Raw genomic sequence first — 18,687 nt, 5'->3', positions numbered from 1 at the left:
AATCGGAAAGAACTTCTTGCAGGAAGACGGGCACGCCCGCAGAGCTTCTTCCGGCAGATCCGGCGCAGCGCCTGCCTTGACGGCAGGGGCCGGAAGAGCCTTGTTCCCGGCGGGGCAGCCAGCGGGAAACACGGAAAAACACCTTCCCGCGGACTGCGTGAAAACGCCCTGCCGGGAATGAAGGCCTCCCGGCCTTCATCATTGGATCCAATCCGGAATGAATCGAAGAGGTTTTGTCTGCAAGGGCCGAAAGGCCCCTGCGGCCCGCGGACGGAAAAGGACCGCAAAACAGCATTTGCACACCATTATTCCCCTCCCGAATCCGGATTTAACATTGACCTGCGCAGGCCGTCAGGGCAAGCTTTCAGCCATGCGCATCGTCTTCATGGGCACAGGCGACATTGCCATTCCCGCCTTCCGCAGCCTGGTCCGTAACTCGGACCTGGTAGGCCTGGTCACGCAGCCTGACCGCCCCGTCGGCAGGCACCAGGTGCTTACGGCTCCCGCTATCAAGAACATTGCCAGAGAAGCGGGCATTCCCGTGCTCCAGCCGCACTCCCTGCGGACTCCGGACGCGCTGATCAACCTTAAAAGGCTGAATCCGGACCTGATCGCGGTCATGGCGTACGGGCAGATCCTGAGCCAGGAAGTGATTGACATGGCACCCATGGGCTGCATCAACGCCCATGCCTCCCTGCTGCCGCGCCACCGCGGAGCGGCCTGCATCCAGTCCGCCATCAAGTCCGGCGATTCCGAGACGGGAATCACCATCATGCACATCGTCAAAAAGCTGGACGCCGGGGACATCATCGCCCAGATCAGCACCCCGCTGGAAGGCACGGAAACCGGCGGCTCCCTGCACGACAAGCTGGCCCAGATGACGCCGGACGTATTGCTCCCAGCCATCCACGCCATTGAAAAGGGAACCGCCACACGCGTCCCCCAGAAGGAATTCCTGGCGACGTACGCTCCCAAGCTCCTGCGTGCGGACGGAAAGATTGACTGGACGCGCCCCGCAGAGGAAATCGGACGCATGATCCGGGCGTATGACCCGTGGCCCGGCACCTTCACCAATTACTGGAACCGCAAGAAGCGTATCCGCAACATGAAAATCTTCCCCGGCTTCTCCATCGTTCCGGAGGCGGAAGGGAAACCGGGCCAGGTGCTTTCCGCCGGAGAACAGGGGCTGCTGATCGCCTGCGGAAGCGGCGGCCTGCTGGTGACGAACGTCCAGCTTGAAGGAAGTACGCGCATGAACATCTCCCAGCTCATCGCCGGCCACCCGAATTTGAAAGACATCCATTTTGACGTGTAAATGGCCAAGTCCTTTTCCATGGAGAGCCTGAACGCGGCCCAGAGGAAGGCCGTACAGACCCTGCAGGGGCCCGTGCTGATCCTGGCCGGGGCCGGAACGGGCAAGACGCGCACCGTCACCTGCCGCATCGCCCACATGGTGGACCGCGGCATCAGCCCTAAAAGCATCCTGGCCGTGACGTTCACGAACAAGGCCGCCCTGGAAATGAGGGAGCGCGTAGGCCAGATGGTGGAACGGAAGGCGGCGCGCCAGATCATGGTGAGCACCTTCCATTCCCTCTGCGTGCGCATCCTGCGGGAGGACATAGGCCGGCTGGGGTACAAGACCAATTTCACCATTTACAGCGGTTCCGAGCAGAGCGGACTGATCCGGCGCCTGATCGTACGCCACGGCGGCATCACGGAAAAAATCACCCCCAAGGACGTGCTGTCCGCCATGAGCCGGATGAAGAATAGCGGCCTGGGCCTGGATTCCATTGAAGACAACCTGACGGCCAACATCGCCGCCTCCTACCAGCGGGAGCTTCAGGCGCAGAATTCCGTGGATTTTGACGACCTGCTGATTCTGGCGGACAAGCTGCTGAAGGAGCACCGGGACGTCAGGGAGGCGTGGCAGCAGCGCTTCCGCTATATCACCGTGGATGAGTTCCAGGATACCAACAGCCTCCAGATGAGCCTGCTGGGACATTTGGTGGGTCCCGCGCACAACGTCTGCGTGGTGGGCGACGACGACCAGTCCATCTACGGCTGGCGCGGCGCCCAGATCAGCAACATCCTGGAGTTCGAACGCTTTTTCCCAAACCCCGCCGTCATCAAGCTGGAGGAGAATTACCGCTGCACCGCCCCCATCCTGGACGCGGCCAACGCCCTGATCCGCCACAACCTGGGCCGGAGGGACAAGACGCTGCGCGCCCACAAGGGCGGCGGAGAAGCAGTGAGGCTGATTTCCATGCCCGGAGACGCGGAGGAAGCGGAGTTCATCATCACGGACATTGAAAACGTCCGCAGGCAGGAGGAGCGCCCCTGGGAGGATTTCGCCATCCTGTTCCGGGCCAACACCCAGAGCCGCATTATTGAACAAACGCTCCGGGAGCACAAGATTCCCTACCGCATGGTGGGGGCGCAGAGCTTCTTTGACCGCAAGGAGGTGAAGGACCTCATTTCCTACCTGGCGACCATCGAAAACCCGCAGGCTGACGAATACCTGCTGCGCATCCTCAATACGCCCCCGCGCGGCATCAGCGAGCTGACCAGCCACCTGGCCATCGACTGGAGCCGGGAACACGGCAACAGCGTATGGGCCGCCCTGCAGGACGACGAATTCCTGGCCACACTCTCCACCCGCGCCCGCAACAGCGTGCTGGAGTTCAACGACCTGATTGCCAGATACATCGACCTTTTCCAGGATAAGGAGACCGATTTTGGAGACGCCCTGGAACAGCTCATTGAAGAAACCGGATTCAGCGAGTACGTCACGCGCCTGTGCAAGACGGAGGCAGAAATCCAGAAGCGGCTGGTATCCATCGGGGACGTGAAAGCCTCCCTCCGCAACTTCTGGCAGCCCGGAAAAACCCTCCGGGATTATCTGGCCCAGGTCACTCTGGACAAGGAGGACAATGACGACGACGTGGAGAACAAGCCCGGCGTGTGCCTGATTACCATGCACGCCGCCAAGGGGCTGGAATTCCCGGTGGTGTACCTCGTGGGGCTGGAAGAAGGCATCCTGCCCCACAAGCGTTCCCTGGAAGACGGCAACTGTGACGAAGAACGCCGCCTGCTTTACGTGGGCATCACGCGCGCCCAGGAAAAGCTCATGCTGACCTATTGCGCCACGCGCCTGCGCTACGGGGACCGCATGCCCTGCCAGCGTTCCTCCTTCCTGAGTGAAATTCCTCCCCACCTGATGGATTATTCCAAATGGGAGGATCTCATGAATGCGGAAGCGACGGAAGAGGAGTCCGGAAACTTTTTCGACTCCCTCCGCAGCATGCTTCTGGAAGATGAATAAAAGGCAGCCGGGTGTTTCACCGGCTGCCTTTAAACCATGAGTTATTTTTTACCGGGACAGGTTTAACGGGAACGGCGGCGGCGCATCAGCAGGGCTGCCAGTCCAAAAAGGCTGAGGGAAGCCGTGGCCGGTTCCGGAACAGCCAGGCTCGGCATTCCGTCCCTGACTGCCAGGGCGGACATTCCGTAGTCGCCGGCCAGGGAAAGCAGGCTGTCGGAGAAGTCCATCGTGACCGAAGAGCTGGGATTGAAAGAAGAATTGGTTTCAAACTGCCAGGTCAGCATGAACGTACCGCTGGAAAGCAGGGTAGCCAGGCTGCCGCCGCTGATGTGAAGCAGATCCACTACCTGCCCGTTGGAGCCGGCCAGATAGATATTCTTGACGTTGATACCAGTACCGGTCAGGTTCACGGGGCTGTTCGTTCCCCACGTGGCCACATTTGCCAAGCCGCTTATGGTGAACACGGAAGACATCGTATAGGAACTATTGGCCTGAAATCCGGTGACGCTAACGTCACCGGGGGCGACGAGGCCTCCCACCCCAAGAACCAGGGTCTCATTCCACCCGCGGGTGGTCTTGGCGGCATCCAGGTCATAGCCGTAAGCCTGCTTCCACATGTTCAGGCCGCCGGTCCCGATCGTGTGCGTACCGTACATGTTGCTGTTGGTAGCCTGCACTCCTCCGAGCAGACCGCCGGAGATGTTATACGTAACCTGAATCGCGGACGCCGTACCGTCCGTAGCTTTCATGGAATTGCCGGTCGTGCGGTTGCCACTTGTCATTGTACCGCTTGCCAAATTCCACGGAGCGGAATAGGTGTTCGAACTTTCGCCGAACGAAACCATTGTCGTTTTCCCCCATCCCGGTGCGGAGCACAGGAGAGCAAGGAGCGACATTATACATAAACGCATTTTCATATCATCAACAGAGATGGAGTTTTTCCGTTTGCTTATATCCTGTTGACGTCTTTCCTTTGATTGACGATCAACAAGGGATTTGACTCGAACCCGCCTCCCAGGTTCACACGATAGATGAAAAAAAAGTCCCATTTTTTCAATTTCATACGCAATTCGTTTAGATACAACAAGAAAGCATTTGTCATCCGTTTTGACATCCTTTTCCGCTCCAAGGGCTTCAGGGCAGGTTCATCCTCCTTTCCGGGCACAAAAAATCCCCCCGGTCCGGACCGGAGGGATTGAAAAACACAGGCTTAACGCCCCTGCCCGTTACCAGAAGATGATGTACAGGGCAACCGTCGCGGCAATCACGAACCAGCCGAATATCTTGGCGCGTGAAGAGGACTGGAGGGCCACCACGCCTCTATCGGGCAGCACGATGGACTGTCCGCCGCGGGCGGCGTTCACTGCCGTGAAGATGAAGCCGATGATCACCACCGTAATAAAGCACACGGCCATGCGGTTCAGGAAGGCCATTTCCGGCTGCCATATCTTCAAGGCTCCGTACAGGAGGGCATTGATGACAATACCCAGCCAGCCGAAGATGCGCGGGCACTTGGGCACGAAGAAGCCGAAGAGGAACACGCACAGGGCGCCAGGACTCAGGAAGCCCTGGAATTCCTGGATGAAGTTGAAGATTCCTCCGAAAGCCGGGCTGTCCAGGAACGGCGCAATGCACAGCGCAATCACGGCGCACACCAGCAGGCCGATCTTGCCAACAGTAACAAGCTCCGTGGGCTTCGCGTTCCTGCGCAGCTTGTTGTAAATGTCCATCGTAAAGATGGTGGAGGCGGAGTTCAGCATGGACGCCAGGGAAGACACCACCGCGCCGAAGAGTGCGGCAAGCACAAACCACGTCCAGCCCGTGCCGGGCAGCAGCTTCCTGATCAGCGTGCCGAAGGCGGAGTCATAGTCAAAGCCCACCAGGGTATCCGTCAGATAATAGTTGTCCGAGTTGTCTACGGCCGGCTTGATGATCTTGCTGTTAAGCGAGGCGATCTTTTCCACGAACGGAGCGCGTTCCGCCAGAGTAGTCTGGTCATTGGCGGCATCCGCCTTCAGATCGGCGCAGGCCTGTTTCAATTCGGCCATGACCTCGCCGCCAACCTTCATCACTTCCGCATTATGCAGGGCGTGGGCGCAGCCTTCTTCCACGTTTTCCACCAGGAAGCTGTCCGTAAGCTTGTAGATGACGGGACGGCCCTTGACGGCCTCGGGATTTTCCGCCTTGCGGATTTCCGCCGCATACTTCACTTCTGCCTGTTCCTTCAGGTCATTGCGGTACAGGTTGTAGGCCAGAATGCCGGGAACCACCACCACAAACGGAATGATGAGCTTGAGGAACGCGGCGAACACGATGCCCATCTGGCCTTCCGCCAGGGACTTGGAAGCCAGCGTACGCTGCATGATGTACTGGTTCAGGCCCCAGTAGAAGAAGTTGGGAATCCAGAGACCCAGGCAAAGGGCCGTCCACGGGATTTCCGCATCGTCAGCAGGGCGGATCATGTGGAGCTTGCCGCCCACGGTATTCACGCCGCTGGCCGCATCGCCGGAGTTGAGTTCAAAGAAGCGCGTCACCCCGTGCCAGAGGCTGTCCGAGGGATTTCCCAGGGAAGCGACCGTTGCGCCGGAATTGGCGGCGGCAGACTGCACCAGATGGTTCGGGTCCGCACCGCTCAGCGCCATCAGGGCAAAATATGCCACCACGCCGCCGCCTACAATCAGGGCGGCGCCCCAGAACAGGTCCGTCCAGGCGCAGGCTTTCAAACCGCCCACGAACACGTATACCGTAGCACAGAAGGCAATGATGATGCAGCCCACGGTGATGTTGCCGAAGTCAATGCCCATGGCAGTGTACCCCGTAAAGAACACGGAGATAACCTTGGCGCCGGCGTAAATCACGCCCGCAGTCGGCACGCCCACCAGAATCAGCAGCGTAGCAATGGCCATGAGGGAACGCGCCAGCGTATTATAGCGGTATTCCAGGAATTCGGGAATGGTGTATACACCGCCCTTCAGCAGCTTGGGAAGGAAGCAGAAGGCCACGACTACCAGCGTGATGGCGGCCAGCCATTCATACCCGGCGATCGCCATGCCAACCCAGTTGGCGGCCTTGCCGGACATCCCCACAAACTGTTCCGTGGAAATGTTGGCGGCGATCAGGGAGAAGCCTACCAGCCACCAGGTCAGGCCGCGGCCGGCCAGGAAGTAGTCTGAAGCGCCTTTGGTCTTCTTTTCTTCCTCCGTTTCCTCAGGATCACGGCTTTTCCAGATGCCCAGGGCGATTACGCCCACCACAACCACACAGAACAGGATGACTTCCGTTATGGAAAGGGGGGCTGTCTTGGGTTCAGCGGAGGCTTCCGGAGCTGTCTGGGAGGCGACGGCGGCGGGGGCCGCCGGCTGAAGTTCCGCAGCCGGCTGTGCTTCCGCAGCGGGGGTCACGGCCGGAGCGGCCAGGGCGGGCTGCGCATCAGCCGCCGGTGCGGGCACGGAGCCCTCCTGGGCGGAAACGCCCCACGTCATCAGGGCCAGAGCCCCGAATATGGTTGCTAGTGTTCTCATAATCAGTATGGATTAAGCTTGGTACAGGACACGGGCGCCTTCTCCGGCACAGGTCACAAGGTAAGTGGTTTCAATGCCCGTTTCCTGACAGTAGCCGTCCAGAAGCTCGCGGGCCACCTTGTCCACGTCTTCCGTCTTCACCAGGGCCACGATGCACCCGCCGAAGCCGCCGCCCGTCATGCGCGCGCCGTAAATGGAGGATGCGGAAGGAATGCGGTCGCAGAGGGAAACCAGGGTATCCACTTCCGCGCAGGAAACTTCATAATCGTCACGCAGGGAGGCGTGGCTGCCGCGCATGGCTACGCCGGCTTCATCCCAGTCGCCGCGGGCAAGGGCGTTCGCAAAGGCGTTTACGCGGGCGTTTTCACCAATGACGTGGCGGGCGCGGCGGTAGCGCACGTCGCCAAGCTGTTCCTTGAAGGATTCCAGCAGCTCCAGCGTGGCTTCCCGCAGGGAGGGCACGCCCATGATGGCGGAGGCTTCCTCGCACTGCTTGCGGCGCTGGCCGTAGGCTCCGTCCGCCAGGGAGTGCTTCACGGCGCTGTCCAGCACCAGCACGGAGACGGACTCGTTGTTCATCGGCACCAGTTCATATTCCAGCGTGGCGCAGTCCAGCTTGAGGGCCATGCCCTTCTTTCCGTTGGCGGAAATAAACTGGTCCATGATGCCGCAGGGAACGTTCACGAATTCATGTTCCACGGCCTGGCCGATCAAGGCCACTTCCTTGGGATCAATTTCAACCCCGGCGAAGGCGGCAAGCGCCGTGCAGACGGAAACTTCAAGAGCGGCGCTGGAGGAAAGGCCGCCGCCGCGGGGCACGTTGCTGTCAATCAGCATGTCCACCGGCCCGATTTCTATGCCGCGCCTGTGCAGGTTGGCCAGGACGCCGCGGACGTAGTTGGACCAGAACGGATCGCCGGGAACCAGGGCGTCCTCCACCGCAATTTCATGGATCTGGTCGCCCAGGGAGCCGCAGAAGCGGTGCTTGCCCACGGGGGAGGGAGCCACAGCCACAACACAGTGGTTATCAAGCGCCATGGGCATCACAAAGCCATTATTATAATCCGTGTGCTCACCGATGAGGTTCACACGCCCCGGCGCCGCAGCCACGTGAGTCGGCTCCTGACCGAAATACTCGATGAAATACGGAGTCACCGTTTCTTTAGAGATTTCTCGCTGAACTAAATCCATAGTGGGCTGATTCTGCCCCATCCCTTTCCGCACCTCAAGGTTAAAGTCTCCGCCCCACAACAATTTTCTTCATTTTCAACCAAATATTCCAAGCACCCGTTGCCAGCCGTCCGCATTCCTTTCAAAAACGGGCCTGCACCGGCCTGCCACGAGGCGCCAGCCCCCTCCAAATCCCGTTGCAAACGACGGCCTCCGGCCTGCATTTCAGGGATGCGGGGAAAGGCGGAGCGTCACTTCGCCCCGCGGGCGAACAGCACCGCCGGGACAGTTTTCAGGAGCAGTTTGACATCCAGCCACAGGGACCAGTTGTCAATGTACTCCATGTCCAGCTCCACCAGTTTTTCAAATTCCCGGATGTTGCTGCGCCCGGCTATCTGCCAGTACCCCGTCACCCCGGGCAAAACGCTCAGCCTGCGGCGGTGGGCGTCACTGGTAAAGGCCTCCGTCTCATAAACGGGGAGCGGCCGCGGCCCCACCAGGCTCATTTCCCCTTTCAGCACGTTGATGAGCTGGGGAAGTTCGTCTATGCTGAATTTGCGCAGGAAGCGGCCGAAGGGGAAGATGCGAGGGTCATGCTCCAGTTTGAAGATGGGGCCGTTCATGTCGTTGCCGTAACTGGCCTTCACCTCATCCAGCCTCTTGTCCGCATCCCGGTACATGGTGCGGAATTTCCACATGCCGAATTCCCGGCCATACAGGCCGGAACGCTTCTGGCGGTAGAAGACGGGACCGCGGTCAGACAGCTTGATGCCTACGGCCGCCAGCACCCACAGGGGGAACGTGCCCACCAGAAGCAGGAGCGCGCCCACCCAGTCCAGTATCTTTTTCAACTGCCAGGAGGTGGTGTAGGGAATGGGGGTGGACTTGTACACCAGCATTCTGGTTCCTCCCAGCACGCCAAAATAGGTTTTATGCACGTCGGGCATGCTCACTACCATGCTCGCGTAAAAATCCACTCCCATCTTGCCGCACAGCTCCACCAGGCACCGCGCCACGGCGGAGTCCACCTCCTCCGGAAGAAACACCACCTTGCTGATGCAGCCCTTGATCAGCAAATTCCTGACCTCCGCGCGGTCCACCTCTTCCGGAGCCATCACCAGCAGTTCATCCTTGAAGTCCACATGGTCGCTTTCCAGCATCTTGCGGAACTCCTTCACATGGTCCGGAATGCCCACCACCAGCGTGGGGGCCTCCTCCACCAGCCTCTTTTCCGCCCGGAACCGGCTGATGCGCAGCCAGAGGGCGCCCAGGAACGTGAGCAGATAGGCCAGGGTCTGGACAATAATGTTCGCGGAAAAGGGAACAAAGTACTTCCACGTCACTACGCTCAACACCACAAAACAGGCGTACGCCATGACAAACCGCCGGATGCTTCCGCCCAGCGTCATGCACCGGTAGTAAACGCCCAGCTGGTCACAGCAGACATACAGCAGCAGGGACATCGTCAGCGGCGTCAGCACCAGCGTGCGCAGCCGCCACGGTTCCGGAGCCACCCCCATCCATTGCCACGAAACGAACCCGACAACGAAGAAGATGACGAATGCGAGGATGGAAACGACAATTTTATTGATCCCGTAGGTAGTACGGTCTGCATTTTGAATCAGCATCGAGAGAGAGTGTAAGTTAGTCGGCACTTAAAGTGCGCTGTCCCGGTCTTTTTGTCAAGTTGCATGCTCACCCTGCCGCTTTCCGCCCGGAATAATGCGCCCTTCCGGACGGTCTTCCTGTCTCCGGACGGGCGGAAAGCCCAAAATGACGGTATACCGGCTTGCAAGAATCCGGCTCCCTGTGCATTGGTATACGCGTCAATCGACCGGACTGGTACCGCACCTAGCCTGATCGCCCCCCTATCAGACCACGCATGGACCGTTGATCGGGGCACGGGGCATCCTTACTCCTGGCTTTTCTCATGGTAGCGGAACGTCCTGGCGATTTTCCGGATGGAACTTACTGCGTACAGCGATAAATCCGGCATGACACCAACATAATCATCAACTTAGAATATAAGTATGTCACAGCACAACACACAGGGAAGACAGGGCCAGGGAGCCCGTCGCCGCTATAACAAGGGCGGACGCTCCTATGGCAATGACCGCCGGGATTCCAGCGGCTACCGTCCCAAGTATAAAAAAGAAGCACCTGCCAAACTCTCCTTGTGGCAGCGTTTCCTGGGCCTCTTCGGCATCCGCCCGGCCAAGAACAACAAACCCGCCGCCAGGGATAAAGCCGCCGCCAAAACCAATACCCGCGTGGCCCGCAACAGGCAAGAGCGCGTTTCCGCTCCCAAGCAGCCCGTCTCCAACCGCAGGCTTTACGTGGGCAACCTTTCCTATGAAGCGACGGAAAGCGACCTTGAAGACGTATTCAAGGGCATCGGGGAAGTCAGCTCCGTGGAAATCATTTACAACCCCCGCACCCACAAGTCCAAGGGCTATGCCTTTGTGGAAATGAAGAAGATGGAAGATGCCGTCCGTTCCGTGGACATCCTCCACAACCAGCCCTTCATGGGCAGGAACCTGCTGGTCAGCGGCGCCAATGAACGCCAGGAACAGTCCCGGCAGCCCCGCGAAACCCGCGAGCCCCAGGAAGAACAGGTTTCCATGGAGGAAGTGAAGGAAACCTCCACTCCCCTGCTCCAGCCGGAAGCTTCCGCTCCCCAGGCCCAGGAACAATAACCGTTTTATCATGCAGAAGCCGGCCTTTGGAAAAAGGCCGGCTTCTTGCGTTTACAGGACGACGCGTTTTATCCCTCTTTCACAAAATCCTCTTTCGCCCTCCGCCTTCTCTTTCCGGAAAACCTTCGGCCTCGCCCCGGTCAAAAACGTGCAAAACCATGCAGCCCACACGCTTGCGCCTATGCCGCCACGGACTGGAAAAACTTGAAGCCCCGTGTCCCCTTCCCGGCGACGGAATGAGAAAAGGACCATGACCGTCACGGCAATCCCCAGGCTCCGCGCAGGCGCAGGTATTCCTTGGCGGGCAACAGGATGTAAAGGGGATGCCGGGAGGGGTCCAGCCATGCGATCATGGCTCTCAAATTTTCCTCGCTCATGGCGGTGCACCCCGCCGTGGGAGCTCCCCCATCCCTGCGCCAGATATGGAAGAAGATGGAGGAACCGGCCCCCGGCACGGGTTTTTCCCGTCCGGATGCGGCATTATGCCGGATGAACAGTTTCAGGCTGTGGGCGTAATCGTTCAGCTTCATCTGCTGCTTGAACTCCCACGGCGTGACGGGGTCATGCTTCAGCACGAAGTGCTGGTTGTACAGCGGAGAAGCGGGATCATCCACCCACATGTCCCGCGGCGTGATGCGGCGGTACGGCATGGAACGCTTCTTCTGCGGAACGGGAACGGTGCCATACACGCCCCCCAGCTCAAAGATGCCGGCGGGAGAGCGCAAGTCCCCCTCCTTCTTCACCGGACCGCCGGAGGGAGGCATGCTGACGCCCCTGCCCCACACCAGACCGGCCTTTCCCAGACGCGCCGGAAACGGACCTTTCACCATCACCCAGCCGCGCGGCCCCTTCTCCAGAAGGCTCAATTGCACATGGGAGCTGTTCCAGCCGTCCGCGGAACCCACAATCACCTGGCTGCAATCCGCGGGAAGAGCCGCGGCCGAAAAACAGAACGCCGCCAGCATGCACAAACACAGGTATACTGCCTTCATGGGCCGTAGCATAACGGCGCCGTTCCGGAAAAAAAGCAAATACTCCGTCTCCGCAGCCGCACCGCTGAACGGAAAACTTCCCTAGTTCAGCGGAAGAACCTCGTTCAACAGGGATTCGATGCCTTCCTTGGCAAAGCGGGAATACAGGTACAGCTTTTTGGCCTCCATGTACTTGCCCAGGGCGGAACCCACTTCTCCCGCGTTCCTGCACTTTTCCGCATCATTCAGCAGGTTCACCAGGGTACTCGCCTTCGTCGTCAGGTCCAGATACTGGGCGTTCAATTCCTGGTCATTGATGAACAGCTCCTGGTCCTTGGAACGGAGCTGCTGGAGTTCCTCCCAGGCGCCGTACACGTCCTGCATGGCTTCGCGCTGGCGCGCCGCGCCCAGAGCCCGTTCAATAACGGCCATCTTGCCAAGGTCCTCCACAAACTGCTTCTGGAGTTCCGGATCATCCTTCACCAGAACGGCGAATTCATGCTGGTTGTCAAAGATGCGGCGGTAATTCTTATTCTTGTGGAAGCGCTTGAAGTCCTCCAGCGCGTGGGACTGCTGACCGGCGGCCATCATGGCGTTCCGCAGCGGAAGAAGGCGGGGGTTCTTGGGCCAGATTTCAATGGCGCTCTTCAGGCATTCCTCCAGCTTGGCCCGGTCACCTCTGGCGAGGGCTTCCTGGCCCTGGGCGATATAGGCGTCACTGGCGAACACGGCGGCGCTGATGGCGGATTCCGCACGGCCCGTGCTGAAATCCCGGGAGGTCTTCTTGAGGTTTTCCACCAGGGTGAGGGCTTCCTCGTAATCCTTGCCGTTCATCAGCTCAAACAGCTTCTCCACGTCCCGCTTGAAGGCGTACAGCTTCTGCTTCTTTTCATACGGGAACGTGTTCACGGCGGGCATGAACTCCCCGATCAGCAGCGCCTCATTCAATCGTTCCAGGGCATCCACGTAATGATGGGAATCAACCAGGTTGTTCACGGCCTTCATGTGGCGGTCGGAATCACGGGCCAGCTCCCGGGAAAGGTTGTCCAGAATGGCGACGGTGGGCGGGGTGCCCAGCGTGCCGCTGAACATCTTGGCGGCGTCCGAATTCTTGTCCAGCCGCAGCTTGGTATCCCCGTCATTGAACAGGCGGCTGTAAATGCCGCAGCCTATGGAAACATGGTCAAAGCGCCGCTGAGCGAATAACTGAACCAGCGTGGACTGGAAAACGATCTTCGCTTCCGTCACCGTCAGCACCTGTTCACTCTCCAGCTTCAACTTGCGGGCCTCCATTTCCACCATGCGCTTTTCCAGGTACTTGTAGCGTGGGTTGTTCTTGGCCGGATTATTGGCAGAAGTGCCCTTTTTCCCGCCCTTCTGGTTGGAGGGAGAGCCGGAGCTGGTGGTCACGCCGCTCTCCATGAGGCTCATTTTCTGGGCATTGCTGCGTATTTCCCTCTCCATCGCTTCAAGCATCTTCCCTTTGTTCTTTCCATTGCTCTTGGCCTGCCATGCGGTGTAGATAGCCTGGCAGAGGGCATCGGAAACGCCACCGTCCAGCGGATTGCTGGAGGCGGCGGTCAGCAGATCCACCACCTGCCGCACCACGTTGTCCGCCATCAGCTTTTCCTTGCGCATGGAAAGCGTCTCATGAAGCTTTTCAAAAATCTTCTGGTATTCCTTCGCATCCTCCGTGCTTTCCTCCGGCTGGCTCAGGTACTTATTGAAGCGCGCCTCAATTTCCCGGAAACTGCCCATGTTCAGCGTTGTTCCGTTGATGGTCACGGTGCCGTCCTGGGGATTCAAGAAAGGAATTTCATTGCCGTACAGGGACTTGGCATCTCCCTGCCGGGAAGGCTGGTAGGCATTCGGCTGCGCGGCAGGCGGGGAGGAAGGGGGCGCGGCAGGCGCACCGCCGCCGGAAGCGGGGGGATTGTACATCATCTGCCCCAATGCGGGAACCGCGCAGGCCAGGGTCAGGAGAAAACAGCTTTTCATGGGGCGGGGAAGGTTGTTCATTTAGGCTGAATGGATGTGGCTACGCATACGCCGCGCACCTTCGGATTGACGTCTTCCACCCGGAACTCTATTCTGTATTGCTGGTCCCGGTTGATGTTCAGTCCGTTCCTGGCTTCCGCAGAAACACAGACGGGAATAATGTACTCACGACCGGAAGCGTCCCTGTACAAAAAGGAAATCAGCTCGGACTCGCCGCGCGGAAAACGGTCGATCACCGTTCCGTCCAGCGCATAGTTGTTATTGGAAAGCTGGGAGGCGTTCGCCGCCAGGATATCCAGCGGAATATCCGACCCCGCCTGCGGCTTCTCCCTGGCACGGAACACGACAAACCCCACGATGACGGCCAGCACAAGAACAGCCGCGCTGGCCATCAGCATCGGCGTGGATGATGAGGAACTCTTCTTTTTTGCTGCACGTCGTCTCGCCATAACTTTTGATGGAAAAAGTATATAACGAACTCCGTGCAAGTGCACGCATTAAATTACAGCTCCCAGCGCGAGCGGCGGATTCCCGCGTAGGAAGCCGCGATGCCGCAGGCAACATGCACGCCCAGAACAATGTAACAGGTCAGCGCGGGCGTCAGGTCCGTATCCAGCACATTCTTGACGGCGTTGTACACGTCCGATTTCAGGGCGGAGATGCTGCCGGACCACGCCCAGTATGCGGAAATGAAGGGCCGTATGAAGCCCTCCACCTGTTCCGGAAGGGCCAGCACCGCTCCGGAAAGGGGAAGCTGGAAGCCCACCAGGTAAATGCTCAGAAGGGAGGCCTGGTCCGCACTCCGGGCCAGGGAGGAAATGCCCAGGCATACAAAGGTCATGGCGGCATCCGCCAGAATCAGGAACAGCAGGTGCGTCAGGCCCCCGCCGCGGTCCCAGAAGAAGTCCACAAAGGCGAACATCCAGACGGACTGCACCAGCACCAGAACGCTCAAGTAGGCCAGCTTGCTCCCCAGGTACGCGGAGGGCCTCATTCCCGCGTATTTCTCCTTTTCCATGATGGCCCGTTCTCCGGCCACCTCCCGGGCGGCGTTGTTGGAACCCATCAGGCCCAGCAGAATCACCTCAAACATGATGATGCCGGAGACGGCGGAACCCGTCTTCATATTCAACTGCTGGGCTTCCATGTCCTTCTGGATGGTCTGGACGTCCTGCGTGGCGGAAAGGCCCACGATCTGCCCGGTCCCCTTGTCCGTGAACATGGCTACCAGCACCGGGAACAGCAGCACCATCACCAGTTGAAGAACCAACTGGGAACGGTCGCGGAAAAAGATGCGCCAGCGCCGTCCCAGCAGGCAGAAGAACTGCGTGAAGAATCCCGGAACTTCCGGAATGGCTTCCGCCGCGGCCTCCGGGGAATTCCCGTTCCCTTCCGCAGGCGCAGTTTCCCCGGAATCGCTCCGCACGGCGTCCCCCTTTTCCGTTCCGGGTTCCTCGGGAGCCTTCTCCGCCTCCACGTTGCTGCGGACGGCATCAGGGTCCGGCAATTCTCCGGAAAGAATCTTCTTCTCCCTTTCCTGTTCCAGGCGGGAATAATAGGAATCCCGGTGCTTGCCCCACGAACGGCACCAGGAGGGGCCTTCACGGTCCTGAAGCTTCGGATAAATCTCTTCCAGCGAGGAAACGCCGAAGTAATGCAGCATCGTCTTCGGAGAACCGTGATAGGCCACGCAGCCCTGGTGCATGACCAGGATGGAATCATACATGTCCAGGTGGGAAAGGCTGTGCGTGACGGAAATGACGATGCGGCCTTCCGAACGGGAGATTTCATGCAGGAGGTCCACAATATCGTGCTCGGACCTCGGGTCCAGGCCGGACGTCACCTCATCGCAAATCAGCAGGCGCGGATTGGACACCAGCTCCATGGCCAGCGCCAGGCGGCGCTTCTGGCCGCCGGAAAGAATCTTCACATCCCGGTCCGCAATCCCCTCCATCCCCGTTACCTCCAGGGCATTGTCAATGCTGTCGTCCAAATCGTCCACGGAATCGAACCGGCAGCGGAGCCTGGCGGCGCTCTCCACGTTCTCATCCACGCTCAACTGGTCATAGGCAATGCTGAACTGGGGAACGAACCCGATTTCCGACGGCTCGAAGTCCTCTTCCGCCAAATCATGGCCGTTCCAGAAAAAACGTCCGTCCGTTTCCGCAATCATGCCCGCAATCGCCTTTAACAAGGTGGTCTTTCCACAACCGGAAGGGCCAACAACAGCCATAAAATGCCCGCGAGGCACATTAAAACTAACATTGTCCAATAATTTCAAAGGACCATCCGGTGTTTCTATTTCATATGTAATGCCGTCCGCCTGCAACATGGTTCTTTTACTCTAGCGTATCAACTTCCGCATCATCAAGGAAAATCGGGCATCAGTGTTTTATCTTGCCGTAAACGAAGAATATGTTATTCAAAAACTTTCCCTTTAAGGCATTTCCCCAATTAAAATCAAATGGTTTTCCCCCGCATTCTTGCTTTAGCCGCCTTTCTGGCCCCCCTGGCGGCCGCCGCCCGGCCTCCATCCGCGGACCAACCCCGTTTTACCGCCGTCCTGGATGATTGGCGCATTTCCTATATGGACGAACCCGGCCATGTCCATCTCGGAATCTCCATCATGCTGCAAGGCAAAGGAACCTTCGTCATTCCTTCTTCCGGGGAAGGGCAGCTCACGCGCCTAGTCATGCAGGATTCCACCGGAAAAGAAATACCCTGCAATCCCTATCAGCCATGGGGAACGCCCGGCAAGCTCAATCCTTCCCATGTCATCGGGTCCCACTCATCATCCTCTCCCGGTTCACCCTACAAAACCCTGCAATTCTCCTGCGGATTCAGGGAGCTTCCGGCCCCTCAATCGGAATGGCTGCGCATCCGCGGGACCTGGACCGTCCAGTTCTGCCCGGAACCGCAGCGGCTGATGCTGAAGCAAACGGTCAAACCGGCGGAAGAACCCCAGACTTTTTATCTGGACCTTCCGGAACCGAACGTCCGGGAGGACAGCGACATCGCCCGGGCCGATTCCGCCAGCAACACTGCTTCCATTCAGCTGAAAACCAACGAAGAGCGGACCACCCTCTCCTGCGAGGCGGAATTCCCCTCTTCCGCTTCCATTCAAGGCTTTGCCATTCTGGATTCCTCCGGACTCCCCATACCGGGCCTGCGGCGCGCCCATACGCCGGAAATCACAGAACATAAAGATGGTAAAACCAGCATTTCCTGCCTGTATGAAATGGAAGAAGGAGCGGGAAAACCATCCCCTTCCCTTCCCCGTGAATTGAATCTCGGCGTCGTTTACCTTCCCCGCAAACATTCACTGGATGTTCCCATTGACCTGGCCGTGAACCCTTCCCCCTCTCCGCCTTCCATTCCCCGGGAAGCGGTGAACAACCATGAATCCGGCCTCTCCGCACAACCGTCACCGGTTCTTCAGGTAAAATTATACAATTGGGGTTTCCATAAAGAAGGCCATGAACCCGTCTTTCTCGGCATTTACATTCATACGGATAAAAACCACGCCCTGCTTAATGATATGGAACAGCAGGGCGCCAGTTACATCAACCTTTCCACCCCCGGCGGAAAAACAGCCGTTCACTGCCGGGTTCATCCCCCCACATGGGGCACTTCCACCTACAATATGCTCTTTTTCCCTCTTCCCCGTTCACTGCCTCCCGGCGACAAGGGATGGCTGCTGACCGGGGAGCTCCGCGTGCCGGCCGGAGAGGTCCGGACAACTCCGGCCCGGACGATTTCCGCAGAACCGGGCAAACAATGGGCGATCGACGTTCCGGGGGCATCCGGAGATTATCCTCCCTTCCAGGTTCAGGCCACCCTCCTCAGCATCAAGCCCTCAGCAAAGGAATTCCGGGCCACCTTCAAGTTGAAGGGTCACCATGGAAATCCGCATTTCAGCGGCTTCCATGTGGAAGGGGGCATGCAGATCATGTCCAACAAGGACCCGGAGGATGAAACCGCGCAGCTCATCACCTATTCCTTTCCGCACTCTCCCGCTACTTTAAGCTGCTGTGTAAAATACATCGGCCGCCCAACCGTCATACGCCACCCCCTGAACATGCGCATCGGGCTGGGAGGCATCGTCCCGGACCCTCCGGAAAAATGACATTCCGCTTTTTTTCATGGCTTCCGTCCTGCTACGGAACCATGATGGAGGCATGATCCGGCAAGCGTCCCGGGAAGATTTTCCGGCAATCCTGAAGCTTCAATTACTCGCCTTCGGAGAAGTGGCGGAGCGGCTTGGACTCGCCAGCATACCGCCTCTGGAACAAACCCTGGAACATTTGCGGGAAGAGGCGCGGAACAGCGTCTTCTTCAAGTATACGGAAAACAGCCGCATCGTCGGCTCCGTCAGGGGCTGTCTGGACGGCAAAAACGTCTGCCATGTCGGCAAGCTGGTTGTGGACCCGGCCCGCCGGAACAGGGGAATCGGCCAGCAACTCATGCTTGCCCTGGAAGAACACTTCCGCGGACAGGCAGCCGCCTACCTTCTGTTCACTTCGGCAGATACTCCTGAAACCCTGTATCTGTACCTCAAACTGGGCTATACGGAACTGTACCGGAAAGAGGCCGGAGGGATGACCACGGTGTTTCTGGAAAAGAAGGCGTGAAGGCACCGGAAGCCCTCATTCCATCAGCTTCCACACAGCCAGCCGGGTGATGGAGCCTATCAGCAGAAGAGCCGCCGCAATCAGGAAGGGAGACCATCCCAGCGCCCCCGCAGCCAGCAGAAACGCCACGGCGCACACCAATAGAAAAGCATTGATGAACCGCGTCAGGCTCCATTCCTCCGGATAGAGGGGCGATAGGCTGAAGGCATCCGCCAGCCTGTCCATCACGAATTCAAGAATTTCACTTTCCATCCATTCCCACATAGACTTAACTTTTTTACCGCAATTTGACCATCAATGATTTACCTGCACATGCAAGTAAAAGAATGGTCGGAGTTTTTCATGATGAAAGGGTTTTTCAAGGGCCCGGAGGCCCTT

At 58.7% G+C, this 18,687-nt stretch carries 14 protein-coding genes; 5 read left to right on the top strand and 9 right to left on the bottom strand.

Going from position 1 to position 18,687, the window contains the following annotated elements; translation table 11 throughout:
• Window positions 1-370: 370 nt before the first annotated feature.
• Entirely contained in the window at window positions 371-1,315 is a 945-nt protein-coding gene (fmt, locus tag QSJ36_RS10660; RefSeq protein WP_022396896.1) for a methionyl-tRNA formyltransferase, read from the top strand.
• Window positions 1,316-3,322 carry a UvrD-helicase domain-containing protein gene (locus QSJ36_RS10655; RefSeq protein ID WP_022396897.1) on the top strand — a complete coding sequence of 669 codons (2,007 nt, stop codon included), beginning with the start codon at window positions 1,316-1,318 and terminating at the stop codon, window positions 3,320-3,322.
• Between the two features lie 62 nt (window positions 3,323-3,384).
• On the opposite strand, the gene QSJ36_RS10650 is transcribed toward QSJ36_RS10655, so the two are convergent.
• The 4 genes from QSJ36_RS10650 to QSJ36_RS10635 form a co-directional block, all read right to left on the bottom strand.
• Entirely contained in the window at window positions 3,385-4,071 is a 687-nt protein-coding gene (locus QSJ36_RS10650) for a PEP-CTERM sorting domain-containing protein (RefSeq protein WP_180973005.1), read from the bottom strand.
• A gap of 477 nt (window positions 4,072-4,548) precedes the next feature.
• The gene (locus QSJ36_RS10645; protein ID WP_022396899.1) at window positions 4,549-6,843 is read right to left on the bottom strand and encodes a sodium/solute symporter; all 2,295 of its coding nucleotides are present in this window, start codon (window positions 6,841-6,843) and stop codon (window positions 4,549-4,551) included.
• Window positions 6,844-6,855: 12 nt separating this feature from the next.
• Entirely contained in the window at window positions 6,856-8,034 is a 1,179-nt protein-coding gene (gene galK, locus QSJ36_RS10640; protein ID WP_215840622.1) for a galactokinase, read from the bottom strand.
• Window positions 8,035-8,264: 230 nt separating this feature from the next.
• The gene (locus tag QSJ36_RS10635; protein ID WP_102721131.1) at window positions 8,265-9,641 is read right to left on the bottom strand and encodes a sugar transferase; all 1,377 of its coding nucleotides are present in this window, start codon (window positions 9,639-9,641) and stop codon (window positions 8,265-8,267) included.
• 402 nt (window positions 9,642-10,043) lie between these two features.
• On the opposite strand from QSJ36_RS10635, the gene QSJ36_RS10630 reads away from it, so the two are divergent.
• Window positions 10,044-10,709 carry an RNA-binding protein gene (locus QSJ36_RS10630; protein ID WP_022396903.1) on the top strand — a complete coding sequence of 222 codons (666 nt, stop codon included), beginning with the start codon at window positions 10,044-10,046 and terminating at the stop codon, window positions 10,707-10,709.
• Window positions 10,710-10,966: 257 nt separating this feature from the next.
• On the opposite strand, the gene QSJ36_RS10625 is transcribed toward QSJ36_RS10630, so the two are convergent.
• The 4 genes from QSJ36_RS10625 to QSJ36_RS10610 all read right to left on the bottom strand — a co-directional run bounded on the left by QSJ36_RS10625 (window position 10,967) and on the right by QSJ36_RS10610 (window position 16,010).
• Complete coding sequence (locus QSJ36_RS10625; protein ID WP_180973044.1) at window positions 10,967-11,701, bottom strand: L,D-transpeptidase family protein; 735 nt, start codon at window positions 11,699-11,701, stop codon at window positions 10,967-10,969.
• An 81-nt stretch (window positions 11,702-11,782) separates the two neighbouring features.
• Entirely contained in the window at window positions 11,783-13,678 is a 1,896-nt protein-coding gene (locus tag QSJ36_RS10620; protein WP_146019374.1) for a hypothetical protein, read from the bottom strand.
• A gap of 17 nt (window positions 13,679-13,695) precedes the next feature.
• Entirely contained in the window at window positions 13,696-14,127 is a 432-nt protein-coding gene (locus QSJ36_RS10615; protein ID WP_285468647.1) for a hypothetical protein, read from the bottom strand.
• Window positions 14,128-14,180: 53 nt separating this feature from the next.
• A complete protein-coding gene (locus QSJ36_RS10610) occupies window positions 14,181-16,010 on the bottom strand; it encodes an ATP-binding cassette domain-containing protein (protein WP_022396907.1) in 1,830 nt (609 codons plus the stop codon).
• A gap of 132 nt (window positions 16,011-16,142) precedes the next feature.
• On the opposite strand from QSJ36_RS10610, the gene QSJ36_RS10605 reads away from it, so the two are divergent.
• Together QSJ36_RS10605 and QSJ36_RS10600 are read left to right on the top strand one after the other, a co-directional pair.
• Window positions 16,143-17,804 (top strand): hypothetical protein, encoded by a 1,662-nt coding sequence (locus tag QSJ36_RS10605; RefSeq protein ID WP_285468646.1) that lies wholly within the window; start codon window positions 16,143-16,145, stop codon window positions 17,802-17,804.
• Window positions 17,805-17,856: 52 nt separating this feature from the next.
• Window positions 17,857-18,309, top strand: coding sequence for a GNAT family N-acetyltransferase (locus QSJ36_RS10600; protein WP_180971116.1), 453 nt, complete (start codon window positions 17,857-17,859; stop codon window positions 18,307-18,309).
• A 15-nt stretch (window positions 18,310-18,324) separates the two neighbouring features.
• Here the strand turns inward: QSJ36_RS10600 and QSJ36_RS10595 are convergent, their stop codons facing one another.
• A complete protein-coding gene (locus tag QSJ36_RS10595) occupies window positions 18,325-18,561 on the bottom strand; it encodes a hypothetical protein (protein ID WP_285468645.1) in 237 nt (78 codons plus the stop codon).
• Window positions 18,562-18,687: the final 126 nt, after the last annotated feature.

Source organism: Akkermansia sp. NBRC 115031 (assembly GCF_030268505.1).
In the GTDB taxonomy this organism is placed as follows: Bacteria; Verrucomicrobiota; Verrucomicrobiia; order Verrucomicrobiales; family Akkermansiaceae; genus Akkermansia; species Akkermansia massiliensis.
The sequence above is the reverse complement of the archived record's forward strand: the minus strand, read 5'-3'. Positions and strand labels throughout refer to the sequence as shown.

Coding starts and splice junctions, on each gene's coding strand:
- fmt (WP_022396896.1), top strand. CDS start 371: ATGCGCATCGTCTTCATGGGCACAGGCGACATTGCCATTCCCGCCTTC.
- QSJ36_RS10655 (WP_022396897.1), top strand. CDS start 1,316: ATGGCCAAGTCCTTTTCCATGGAGAGCCTGAACGCGGCCCAGAGGAAG.
- QSJ36_RS10650 (WP_180973005.1), bottom strand. CDS start 4,071: ATGAAAGCTACGGACGGTACGGCGTCCGCGATTCAGGTTACGTATAAC.
- QSJ36_RS10645 (WP_022396899.1), bottom strand. CDS start 6,843: ATGAGAACACTAGCAACCATATTCGGGGCTCTGGCCCTGATGACGTGG.
- galK (WP_215840622.1), bottom strand. CDS start 8,034: ATGGATTTAGTTCAGCGAGAAATCTCTAAAGAAACGGTGACTCCGTAT.
- QSJ36_RS10635 (WP_102721131.1), bottom strand. CDS start 9,641: ATGCTGATTCAAAATGCAGACCGTACTACCTACGGGATCAATAAAATT.
- QSJ36_RS10630 (WP_022396903.1), top strand. CDS start 10,044: ATGTCACAGCACAACACACAGGGAAGACAGGGCCAGGGAGCCCGTCGC.
- QSJ36_RS10625 (WP_180973044.1), bottom strand. CDS start 11,701: ATGAAGGCAGTATACCTGTGTTTGTGCATGCTGGCGGCGTTCTGTTTT.
- QSJ36_RS10620 (WP_146019374.1), bottom strand. CDS start 13,678: ATGAAAAGCTGTTTTCTCCTGACCCTGGCCTGCGCGGTTCCCGCATTG.
- QSJ36_RS10615 (WP_285468647.1), bottom strand. CDS start 14,127: ATGGCGAGACGACGTGCAGCAAAAAAGAAGAGTTCCTCATCATCCACG.
- QSJ36_RS10610 (WP_022396907.1), bottom strand. CDS start 16,010: ATGTTGCAGGCGGACGGCATTACATATGAAATAGAAACACCGGATGGT.
- QSJ36_RS10605 (WP_285468646.1), top strand. CDS start 16,143: ATGGTTTTCCCCCGCATTCTTGCTTTAGCCGCCTTTCTGGCCCCCCTG.
- QSJ36_RS10600 (WP_180971116.1), top strand. CDS start 17,857: ATGATCCGGCAAGCGTCCCGGGAAGATTTTCCGGCAATCCTGAAGCTT.
- QSJ36_RS10595 (WP_285468645.1), bottom strand. CDS start 18,561: ATGGAAAGTGAAATTCTTGAATTCGTGATGGACAGGCTGGCGGATGCC.